The sequence below is a fragment of the Streptomyces sp. NBC_00019 genome (assembly GCF_045041015.1).
Lineage (GTDB): Bacteria > Actinomycetota > Actinomycetes > Streptomycetales > Streptomycetaceae > Streptomyces.
On sequence record NZ_CP108302.1, the window covers coordinates 350412 to 360774 of the forward strand.

Annotated in this window: 10 protein-coding genes and 1 pseudogene; 7 read left to right on the top strand and 4 right to left on the bottom strand. The window is 64.8% G+C overall.

Annotation, left to right across the window (positions count from 1 at the left end; all coding sequences use genetic code 11):
• Positions 1-225: 225 nt before the first annotated feature.
• The 3 genes and pseudogenes from OHU89_RS01670 to OHU89_RS01680 form a co-directional block, all read left to right on the top strand.
• Positions 226-957, top strand: a pseudogene (locus OHU89_RS01670) (oxidoreductase); the annotation flags it as partial.
• 467 nt (positions 958-1424) lie between these two features.
• Positions 1425-1877 carry a DUF5707 domain-containing protein gene (locus OHU89_RS01675; RefSeq protein WP_405639113.1) on the top strand — a complete coding sequence of 151 codons (453 nt, stop codon included), beginning with the start codon at positions 1425-1427 and terminating at the stop codon, positions 1875-1877.
• Between the two features lie 1063 nt (positions 1878-2940).
• The gene (locus tag OHU89_RS01680; RefSeq protein ID WP_405639115.1) at positions 2941-4029 is read left to right on the top strand and encodes a hypothetical protein; all 1089 of its coding nucleotides are present in this window, start codon (positions 2941-2943) and stop codon (positions 4027-4029) included.
• Between the two features lie 388 nt (positions 4030-4417).
• Here OHU89_RS01680 and OHU89_RS01685 read toward each other — a convergent pair whose 3' ends face one another.
• The 4 genes from OHU89_RS01685 to OHU89_RS01700 form a co-directional block, all read right to left on the bottom strand.
• Positions 4418-4849, bottom strand: coding sequence for an SgcJ/EcaC family oxidoreductase (locus tag OHU89_RS01685; protein ID WP_405639117.1), 432 nt, complete (start codon positions 4847-4849; stop codon positions 4418-4420).
• Between the two features lie 291 nt (positions 4850-5140).
• On the bottom strand, positions 5141-5761 hold the full coding sequence (locus tag OHU89_RS01690; RefSeq protein ID WP_405639119.1) for a dihydrofolate reductase family protein: 621 nt from the start codon (positions 5759-5761) through the stop codon (positions 5141-5143).
• Positions 5761-6267: an SRPBCC family protein gene (locus OHU89_RS01695; protein ID WP_405639121.1), complete on the bottom strand. Its 507-nt coding sequence runs from the start codon at positions 6265-6267 to the stop codon at positions 5761-5763. The genes OHU89_RS01690 and OHU89_RS01695 overlap by 1 nt, the downstream gene beginning before the upstream one ends.
• A 3-nt stretch (positions 6268-6270) precedes the next feature.
• The gene (locus OHU89_RS01700; RefSeq protein WP_266898476.1) at positions 6271-6612 is read right to left on the bottom strand and encodes a helix-turn-helix transcriptional regulator; all 342 of its coding nucleotides are present in this window, start codon (positions 6610-6612) and stop codon (positions 6271-6273) included.
• Between the two features lie 940 nt (positions 6613-7552).
• Here OHU89_RS01700 and OHU89_RS01705 point away from each other — a divergent pair.
• The 4 genes from OHU89_RS01705 (at position 7553) to OHU89_RS01720 (ending at position 10347) form a co-directional block, all read left to right on the top strand.
• Positions 7553-7675, top strand: coding sequence for a hypothetical protein (locus OHU89_RS01705; protein WP_405639123.1), 123 nt, complete (start codon positions 7553-7555; stop codon positions 7673-7675).
• A 192-nt stretch (positions 7676-7867) separates the two neighbouring features.
• The gene (locus tag OHU89_RS01710) at positions 7868-8014 is read left to right on the top strand and encodes a hypothetical protein (protein ID WP_405639125.1); all 147 of its coding nucleotides are present in this window, start codon (positions 7868-7870) and stop codon (positions 8012-8014) included.
• Between the two features lie 229 nt (positions 8015-8243).
• Positions 8244-9686 carry an NF041680 family putative transposase gene (locus OHU89_RS01715; protein WP_405639127.1) on the top strand — a complete coding sequence of 481 codons (1443 nt, stop codon included), beginning with the start codon at positions 8244-8246 and terminating at the stop codon, positions 9684-9686.
• 100 nt (positions 9687-9786) lie between these two features.
• Positions 9787-10347, top strand: a complete 561-nt coding sequence (locus tag OHU89_RS01720) for a hypothetical protein (protein WP_405654260.1) — start codon at positions 9787-9789, stop codon at positions 10345-10347.
• Positions 10348-10363 lie beyond the last annotated feature (16 nt).

The following is a 10363-nucleotide window of genomic DNA, read 5'->3' on the forward strand; positions in this document are numbered from 1 at the left end:
ACGGCGCCCGGGAAGGCCCCCGGCGCGACAAGGAACCGTCATGGCGATGCCCCGTCTCGCCCGGCCCCTGTTGGGCCGAGTCTTTCAGCAGCTCTCGAGCGTCAACATCCTGGACATGCGGACGCGACCACTTGCCATCGACCAACGACCGCTCTATGGTCGTACGAACGTAAGGCATACGAACGTACGACATACAGATGTACGTCAAAACCAAGGGCGCTCGTGATGGCGACAACTCGGCCGGTGGCACTCGTGACAGGTGCGTCCACCGGTATCGGACAGGCGGCCGCCCTAGCGCTCGCCGCGGCGGGTTTCGAGACGGTGGGGACGAGCCGGAAGACGTCCGGAGCCGACCGTCGCGACGGCGTGACGTTCCTCGCCCTCGACGTGGGCAGCGACGATTCAGTCGCCGCCGCGGTCGACCAGGTGATCGAGCAGTTCGGGCGGATCGACATCCTGGTCAACAACGCGGGCATCGGCTCCTCGGGCGCCGCCGAGGAGAACTCCCTCGCGCAGGCCCAGCGCCTCTTCGACATCAACGTCTTCGGTGTGATGCGCATGACCAAGGCCGTTCTCCCGCACATGCGCGCCCAGGGAAGCGGTCGCATCATCAACATCTCGTCCGTCCTCGGGTTCCTCCCCGCGCCCTACGTGGCCACCTACTCGGCGCCCAAGCACGCGCTCGAGGGGTACACCGAATCCCTGGACCACGAGATCCGCGAACAAGGCGTCCGGGCGCTCATCGTCCAGCCGGGCGGTACCAAATCCTCGTTCGAGGCGAACACCGTCGAGCCCGACATGCCCATGCACATCTACGCGGAGCAGCGGCACATCGCCGACAAGCTGGCGCTGGCGGTCAACGAGGACGGCGACGACCCCGCCATCGTCGCGAAGGCCATCGTCGCGGCCGCCACCGACTCCAAGCCGAAGGTCCGGTACACCGCCGGCCGCAGCGCCCGCCTCCTCCGCGCGCCGACGGTACGGCCCTGGCGAGAAGGACCGCGCCGCGCTGAAGGACGTCCTGGCCCGCTGGCCCGAACGCACTGGACACCGCCGCGGCACATGTCCGCGCTTCGGCGAAATCCTGGGCGCCTGACTCGGCGCCCACGCTCCCCACTTGAATCGGCGCCGTCGACGTCAGCCAACTGCCCGGCCTTACCAGCTTCGCGCTCCAACTGCGCCGCGACCTCGGCGCGGTGAACTGCATCTCAAAGATCAATGACAGCTCTACGAGCGAGCCAGATGCGAACTGGTCCGCAGAACGATCCTGCTTCAATCACACTCGGCGGCCCGGACTGGCCATACTCAGACCGGAGTTGAGTACATCGGCTCATACCCCATGCCTGCTGCTCGGCCAGTATTGGTGCAACGGCGCAGCCCAGTACGCCGGTTCACTCCACCTGATTCGAATAGGGGAATTCCTCGTGTCTCGACGTGTCGTTCTGTCCGTGGCCGCAGGTGTCGCCGTCCTCGGAGGTGCCGGAGCCTACGCCCTCGCCTACGCCGGAGAGCAGCCTCCCGCCATCGCGCACAGCGCTGCCCGCTACATCACCCCCGACGGAGACCGCGGCGGCTCGTTGACCTTCACCACTGACGTCACCGCATCCTCCGGCGTCAAGGACGTGAAGGTCCTGGCCTGGCCGGCGAACTCGTCCTTCGCCAAGCAGGGGCTGACCGCCAAGGACATGGCCACCGTCGAGTCGGCCCTCTGCAAGCCCTCCGGTGGGGACACCGTGCACTGCACCTACAAGGTCGCCGTCACCCGCGACGAAGCCGACACCTCCCCGCGTGGTCTGTGGCACGTCGCCGTCCTGGCCACCGCCAAGGACGGCGACACGACGCTGGACACCAAGGCGGCCGACTTCACCGTTGGCTGACCCAAACGCGGAGAATGCAGGACCTGGCCTTGCACTGAGGAGAGGCTTCCTCGGGTCAGGCGTAAGGGTGATTCTGCTTCTTCGTGGAAGCGACCCGCTCCAGCCGCGGCGGTTGTCGCCAGTAGCCAGCCAGTTGCGATAAGGACGACCGCAATCCATTGCATGGCACCGAACGAGCTGTGGACGCGTTCTTGGCTGAGGTCGACAAGCGGTAGGAGCAGATCGAGGCTGTAGTGGGAGGCCAGGTGCTGTAGAGCGTGGAGCAGACGGCCAGGAGGCAGGTCAGGAGCCATACGGCCCGCAGTGGGCGATATCCGTAACCGACGGCCGCGTCCGGCACAAGACTCCACATCCCGGGCTGGCACCGCCAGAGTCGACCGCATGCCGCGCTGCTTGGCGACCAGGGCGGTCCGGGCGTCGGCTTCCCGGCCGTGCCGCCGACCGATGAGGAAGTCCCAGATTGGGCTATGGGAACGCAACATGACCACCGCAAACTGCGGTTCTTTGATCAACGACTCCGACCATCCGGATGTCATCCGAGTATCGGGGTGGCCCTCACCTACCCGCCGCCACCGTTCTAGCGTCTGCTCACCCAGCGCCAACCCCTACTCCACCCGGCCCACCGTCCCCAGAGCAGCAGCCAGGTTGCGCGTCGTACGCAGCGTGCGTGTCCAGGTGATCCACACCCACCATAAGACGCTCCACCTCCAGCCTCTCCTTCCCCAACACCACGGTGTCCCCCACCCGACCCGCGAGGCTTCACCTCTCTCTCAGCCCAACTGGCCAGACTCGACCGCAGGTTGGTAAAGGCTCCCTACGTTGTTCTGCGGGACGCGGTGATCCCTTCGTATGGTTCACCCACCAAGGGATGCCGGGTGTGGTTGAAAAGGCTCTGTCGTTTGTGGCTCTCAGACGTCATCCGCTTATCGCTAAGACCGACCTTGGCTTTCAGCCACCAAAACCTCAATAATTGAAGATTCTAGCGGGAATTTCCCTTGAGTTGCGCATCGACCTCAGCGGACGTTCAATGGGAAATGAGGTATCTACCAAGGAGGATGCACCCATGGTAGACGTCGACGGCGATGTTGCAGTTAGTGGATCGTCTTGGTATCAGCGCACGAATGCGCATGTGGCGCACCTCCAAGGACAGTTGAACAAGTTTGAAGAGCAACGCAAGGCCGATGCGCTCGGAATATCACGTGATGACGCAGAAATCGTAGCCAAAGCGAATTCCCATCTCGATGCGGCTCGAAATGCGTTGCGTGGATCCATGTGGAAACACTTTACAGGCGCATCAGCAGACAGGGCTCTGGCAAATGTCCACGAGGCCGAGGTAGCTCTACTTCGCATAGCCCCAGAAGATGAACTTCGCAATAAGGGTTTTTATGCCCTGACGCATGCCAAACTTCATCTCAGACACGACGACGTATGCTTGCAGCAACTGAGGGAAGTGCTGCTCAGTCGCGAGCGAAAAGCATTCGGCCGAGGCCGCAACCGTAAGACAGTTGACGCTACCTTTAGAGAGTTGGCAGCGATCACACTGCATGCCGCCTACCAGGCTGAAGAAGCAGAGAGGGCGAGAGTTCGCAGCTTTACACAAATAGTCGTAGTTGCCGCTGTAGCCCTTTGGACTATCGTGATCCTTCTAGGAATCTGGGGGATATTTTCTCCAGATGTTGCTGGCCGCTTCTGCTTTCCTCCAGAAAAAGGAGTTGCAGGCTCCGAGCGAGTCTGCCCCCTAGGAAGCACGCCAAAAGGAGCGAGCATCTTCTTCCTCGAATTTATCGGCCTCTTTGCGGCGGCGCTGGCGGGTGCAGTTTCACTAAAAGTAGTCAAGGGAACTGCAGGTCCCTACCATGTAGCAACAGGGTTGATAATTCTTCGACTTCCAGTTGGAGCCCTTACTGCCGTCGCTGGAATACTACTTATGAGTGGCGAATTTTTCCCTGGCCTGACTAGATTGGACACTTCAACTCAAGTGGCCGCATGGGCCTTCGCTTTTGGAATTCTGCAAGAATCTGTCACTCGTGCGGTAGACCGGCAAGGCCAGTCTCTGCTCGACAATGTAAGAGGGCCGGGACCGAAAGCGGTAGCCGAAGACGAACGAAATCACGCAAATCGCGAACGAGTAAAGACCGAAAAGAAGAGGTGATGTGACTCGAAAGGAATGGACACTGGGCGTTCTCCAACCCGCCGCAAGGGTTGGGAAGTTGGACTGACAGACAGACGAAGCCTCTGGTGGAGATAAACTTCCTCGGTCGAGAATCCACTTACCAGAGGCTTCACCTCTTTGTCAGCCCAACTACCCAGACTCTGCAACAGGTTGGCTAACGGCCTTGGGAGCGATTGAGATGGGGACGTGCGGGCGTGATCGAGCGGCTGGCGGGAGGAGCAGCAGTGGGTTTGCCGGACGAGACCCCGGCCTTCACCCTCGGGTACTGACGAAACTGCTCAGCGAAGCCCTCGGTGCGCACGGCAGTTCGGTCGTTTATCCGGCCCGGCCGCACGAAGCCGCTGAACAGGGTGCGGCCCCTCTCACGTCAGTGGGTGAGCACCTCCGTGTTCTGGCAGGCGACCAGGCGCCATCGCCCGTCCTCCTTGGCCATCACGTAGAGCGGGGTGCCCGCGTTCCCGATCGGCTCCCCTTCCAGCGTCCAGTACTGCGCATGTGCCTTGACCGCGGCGACGTCGGGGCGGATGAACAGCACATCCACCACCTCGTACGTGGCTGTTGAGTCCTTCATGGCGCCAGGCAGCACCTGGTGCGTGAAGGACGAGATCTCATCGCGGCCGGCGAGGTACTTGCCGTGGCCCGTCGTCCAGATCGCGTCGGCCCGGAAGAGGCCGACGAACTCCTCGGGCAACTCCTTCTGCTGGGAGTGCTCGAGCGTGGCGATCACCTGCTTGATCGCTTCAATCTCGGATTGCTGCGTCTCCTGATCAATGACTGTCGTCTCCATGCCGATCATCATCGAACCTCAACTGGACTTGAGATCAAGGCCCAACTCAGGATCAATCGAGCCCCAGTTCGTCAGTCCCAGGTTGGCCAGATCGATCGCCGCCTCTCAGCGAGCCACGACCGCTGCATCATCACCGTTCTCATTGCTGGGAAGTTCGCCTACCGGGGATCACTGCGGACAGCAGTCCAGACACCGTCTCGGCGTACATGGCCGGCTCCCCGCCCAATCCGTCGTCGCCACCAGGGCGGGCCGGACCGTCCGCGGGCAGCTGACCTCGGCGGGAGAGCGCTGAGTTCGGGACAGTTACCGCCCCCGGACGGTGTAGGTCAGGTGCGTCACCCTCTTGGAGGGTTCCGTGCGGACTGGCTCCAGGGCCACGCGGCCCGCGTCCACGCCCTCGAACAAGCGGATTCCGGAGCCGAACAGCACGGGTGAGAGCGCGATCGAGAACTCGTCGACGAGGCCGGCGTTCACGTACTCCAGGATCGTTGCGCCGCCACCCGCGATGCGGACGTCTCGGTCGCCGGCGGCCTCGCGGGCCTGGTCGAGCGCGGTCTCTATGCCGTCGTTGACGAAGTGGAACGTGGTCCCGCCCAGCCGCTCCCAGGGGTCACGCTTCTCGTGTGTCACGACGAAGACCGGCGTGTGGAACGGCGCCTCCTCGGGCCACGCCTGCTCGCCGGCGTCGAACATGCGCTTGCCCATCACGCTCGCGCCGGTGCGCTCGAACGTCTCCCGCACGATGTCGTTGTCGCGCCCTTCCTCGCCGCCCTCGCCAAGTTTCAGGTTCTCCCGGAAGAACCGCTGCGGGAATATCCACCGCTGCAGCTCCATCCACCGCTGCCCCATCAATTCCTCGGGGGCCTCGGGCGCGATGAACCCGTCCAGCGACATCGACACGCTAAAGAACACCTTCCCAGCCATCAGTCCTCCACTCCCTTCCGAACGATCTCGCTGACGTAGCCAGCCAGGTTGCTCAGGGTCTGCTGGCCGCCCTCGATCGCGTGGTATTTCTCGACCGCCTCGTCGCGCAGCTCCTTGGTGGGGAACACTGTGCGCATCTCGATCCGGGTCGCCGCACCGTCGGGCTCGAACGTCAGGACCGACTCGAAGGCGTTCGGGTCGTCGCGGGACTCACCGTGGAGAAACTCGATCCGCTCCGGCGGGGCGAGCTCGGTCCAGGAGATCCACTCCTGGTAGTCCGTGCCGTCCGGTCCGTGCATCACGAAGTCCCATTCCCCGCCGACGCGGAACTCGAACGCCCGCGTGGTGGTGGTGAATCCCTCCGGTCCCCACCACTGCGACAGGTGCCGCACCTCGGTGAACGCCGCGAACACCAGCTCCCGCGGGGCGTCGATAACCCGGGAGATCACGATCTCGCGGCCGGCTGTCGCCGACGGCGCCGGCGTTCCATGTTCTGTCGCGCTCATCAGCTACTCCTCTTGGCTTGTCTGTTTCAGGTCCTGCACGTATGCGTCGAGCCGGCCGAAGCTCTCGTTCCAGAACCGCTCGAACCCGCCGGTCCACTCGTGAACCGGTCGTAGCCCGCGGGCGTCAAGGCCGTACAGGCGCTGCTTGCCCGCCCCGCGAACCCGCACCAGCCCGACCTCGCGGAGCACCCGTAGGTGTTTGGACGCCCCCGGCTGGGTCATCCCCAGCTCCTGGGCCAGCTCGGTCACCGGGCGCTCACCCGCCCGCAGCAGCAGCAGGATCTCTCGGCGCTGCGGCTCGGCGATCGCGTTGAAGACGTCCGATGTCGTCGCTGCTCGTGCCATGGCAGCCATCATATGCCCATATCGGCATGCGTAAAGCCGGGACGAATCAAGCAGGTACTTTCACGTCCGGCCTGGCGACTTCGACCAGAGCGCGCCAAGGCTCATTCGGCGGGTCCAGCCAGGCCTGGTCGGCGCCCGCAGCGTGCGTCGCCGACTTGGAGCCCCTGCGCGGAACCGACCCGCCACTGAGCGGCCTTCCCGAAGCTCCGACCGTACGCCAGGCCACCACCTGATTCACCCGCACCCGACAGCCAGACCAGCAAGAAGACCACCGCCACAAGCAACTCCTCCATCTCTGACCGGAGTTGGCCGACACCGTCGCTCACGTCCGCGAGGTCTCCAAGATCATGGACCAGCTGGACAACATACGCCGATGGCCTAGCTGGATCGACAGCGCCGAACACGCCGAACCCACAGCCTCGGCCGCCGACGGCCCACACGGAACGCGACCCTTCGGTGGAACGAGGCCGGAGGTCAGCCCGTTACCGTCCGGTACGGCCGGGCCCCTCCCAACTGTCTCGCCGGAAGACTCCGGCGGTATCTCGACCCGAGCCCAGCGACCACCCGCCCGGCCCTGAACGCCCTCCTCAGCTCTCCACTCTTCGAGTGTCAAGGGAGGTGAGCGTTCCTGACCTCTTGCACAATTCGCTCATGCAGCCGCTGCCGGTTCCCTGCCCCTCTCACCTCATCCCGGACGCCAGTGGCACGAGGCGTTCCACCAGACGTACCGGCAGGCCATGGCAGACGGCGCCGTGTTCGTCGCCATCGAATCCCACGGTCCACAGTGGACCGTGAAGGCCGACACGCTCACCGCGAGCCCTGGACACTTTGTCGACGATACTGTGAACGACGCTGTCCGGGCCGCGATCACTCGCTTGGTCAACCACCGCGAGGTCGGTTCGGACGCCTCACAGGGCCGGTCTACTTCATGATCCACAACGTGTCGAGCGAGGAACGGGCCCGTGAGCTCGCGGCCGCACTCCACGCCGCCCTCCACGGCGGCCTGGAACCGCTCAACCGCGCCATCCCTCCACGTCCTGACCTGAACACCCAGCAGTCCTGACGAGCTGACCCTGCGCCTCCCATGTCATAACCGGATCAGGAACAGGCACTGACCTTGTTCTTTATGGTCTGGCCTACTTTGAAGGTTGGCCGTATTGGATCTCGCCTTCGAAGGCTCGTTCGACACAATGGTCGTGTGACGAATAATGGGGACGCCGGAGCACCGTCTATCAGCACAGGTTTGGTTGTAGGCATGCTGATCGGCATCGGAGTCGGGCTTGTGCTCGGGCTGGTTGTTTTCGACAACCTGGCGATCGGCCTGGTGCTCGGCAGTGGCGCAGGCGGAGTCCTCGGTATCGCTTTCCCCGCGGCGCGGCGCTCGCAGCGCCAGTCCTCATGAGGCCTCCACGAGGCAACTCAGTTCGGAGTGTTGCGCTCGGGCTGCCCAGGGCTGTCGTCGGAGTTTCCTGACGGTGCCGCAGCTTTGGCTTGTCCCTACGAGCCTGTGCTCGAACAGCATCTCCGAACATGATCGCCCGTACGGAGATTCTGGGGACGTGAACACGGCCTTCGCCTGATCCTGTGCTCCGACCAAAGAGGCACTTGACCAGTACGAAGGCCGTGGGAGATTGAGTCTGCTTCACCATGATGCCCAGCGTGAGCCGTTCGCGGTGGCGTCACACTTCCGGGACGATTTCTACGCATGTTTGAGCGCCCGGCGTGACGAACTGTTCGAGCTGACCGACGCGTTGTTGTGCGCGGACGGGCCGGTGAGGACGCCAGTGGATCTGACGCTGCTGGCTGAGCACCGCCGTGGACACGGCGCCTTGTACGACGCCCTCAACCGCGGCCGGATCGACGCCGGTCGGCTGCGGCGGACGCTGGCCGCGCTGCCCCAGCCGAAGGCGGCCGACGGGCGGCTCGTGCTAGCCGTGGACGTGTCCAACTGGCTGCGGCCAGACGCCGAGTGCAGCGCGGAGCGGCTGTTCTGCCACACCTACGGCCGCAGTAAGGATCAGCACCTGATGATTCCCGGCTGGCCGTACTCGTTCGTCGCCGCCCTCGAATCCGGCCGCACCTCCTGGTGCCAGCTGCTGGACGCGGTCCGCCTCGGGCCCGCCGACGACGTCGCAGAGGTCACCGCCGTCCAGGTCCGCCGCGTGGTTCAGGACCTGATCGCGGGCGGACAGTGGCGTCAGGGCGACGCGGACATCCTCATCGTGTTCGACGCGGGATACGACGCCCCGCGCATGGCCCACCTCCTGCACGGGCTGCCTGTCGAGGTGCTCGGCCGGATGCGGTCGGACCGGGTGATGCGCAAGCCCGTCCCCGTGCCGTGGATCTCACCGCCGCAGGGCGGTCGGCCCCCGAAGCACGGCAAGGAGTTCCGCTTCGCCAAACCGGAGTCCTGGGGCGAGCCGGACACGGCCACCACGCAGGTCACCGACCGCTACGGCACCGCGCAGACGATGGCCTGGGACCGGATCCACCCCCGGCTCACCACCCGTTCGGCCTGGATCGGACATGCCGGTGAACTCCCCATCCTTGAGGGGACGTTGATCCGCCTCCAGGTCGACCACCTGCCCGGCGGCGGAGACCCGCTGCCGGTCTGGCTGTGGTCCTCGAAGACTGGGATGACCGGCCAGGACGTCGATCTGCGCTGGCAGGCATTCCTGCGCAGATTCGACCTGGAGCACACCTTCCGCATGATCAAGCAGACGCTCGGCTGGACCCGTCCGAAGGTCCGTACGCCTGAGGCAGCGGATCGCTGGACGTGGCTGGTCATCACCGCCCACACCCAACTCCGGCTCACCCGCCCCCTCGCCGAGGACCTCCGCCGCCCCTGGGAGAAGCCCGCAGAGCCCGGCCGGCTCACCCCGGCCAGGGTCCGCCGCGGGTTCAGAAACCTCCGCCCCGCCCTGAGCTGCCCCGCCCGTGCGCCCAAACCGACCCGGCCAGGCCCTGGCAGACCGCTCGGCTCCAAGAACCGGCGGCCCGCCACCCGCTACGACGTGGGCAAAACCGTGAAACGACCCGAGACGATCACCAAACGAGACCAGGCCAGACCATAAAGAACAAGCTGACCGATCATCTCGCTGACACGGCCTCAATCCCCGTGCCAGGGTGCGATGATCGGATTCGGCAGACGAGGGGGCTTCCGTGGAAGCACAGATGTGGGACGCACTGGTCAAGGTGGCGAAGAGCGCCTACACCGACGGCCTGGGCGAGGGCGCAGTGCCGCGCCCGCTCATCATGCCGCTCGTAGGCGGCGAGCTGGTCGGGATGATCTGGGTCCGCCCTCTCAAGGTCGGCGAGGACTCACTCACCGGGATCGCGCAGCTCTCGAACATTGCCGCGGCGGCCCGCGCGGACGAGGTCGTCCTCACGTGGGAGACCCACGACGTCGCCACTGCCTGCGAGCTGCCCATCGTCGGCCCGGCCCCGTGCCTGAACATGGTCCTCGCCACCCCCGACCAGCATGTGCTGCACCAGTTCCCCTACACCGAACAAGTTCTGTCCCGCAGCCCCGAGGGCTGGGCATCGGTCGCCCCCGACTGGCTGCCGACCCCCGCGCCGCAGCCCGGCGCCGAGCTCGTGCCACCGATTCAAGCCGCAGTGAACTACGCCTTCACTCCGATCGAGCTGAACCACCCCGACCCGTTCGGCGTCACCGTCGTACTGATGGAAGAGGACGGCTACCGGGTGCGCCTGACCGAAGCGTTCACCCGCTGATCCGGCGTGGCATTAC

Coding starts and splice junctions, on each gene's coding strand:
- OHU89_RS01685 (WP_405639117.1), bottom strand. CDS start 4,849: ATGATGATCGGCATGGAGACGACAGTCATTGATCAGGAGACGCAGCAA.
- OHU89_RS01710 (WP_405639125.1), top strand. CDS start 7,868: ATGCTGATCGGCATCGGAGTCGGGCTTGTGCTCGGGCTGGTTGTTTTC.
- OHU89_RS01695 (WP_405639121.1), bottom strand. CDS start 6,267: ATGAGCGCGACAGAACATGGAACGCCGGCGCCGTCGGCGACAGCCGGC.
- OHU89_RS01700 (WP_266898476.1), bottom strand. CDS start 6,612: ATGGCACGAGCAGCGACGACATCGGACGTCTTCAACGCGATCGCCGAG.
- OHU89_RS01690 (WP_405639119.1), bottom strand. CDS start 5,761: ATGGCTGGGAAGGTGTTCTTTAGCGTGTCGATGTCGCTGGACGGGTTC.
- OHU89_RS01680 (WP_405639115.1), top strand. CDS start 2,941: ATGGTAGACGTCGACGGCGATGTTGCAGTTAGTGGATCGTCTTGGTAT.
- OHU89_RS01720 (WP_405654260.1), top strand. CDS start 9,787: ATGTGGGACGCACTGGTCAAGGTGGCGAAGAGCGCCTACACCGACGGC.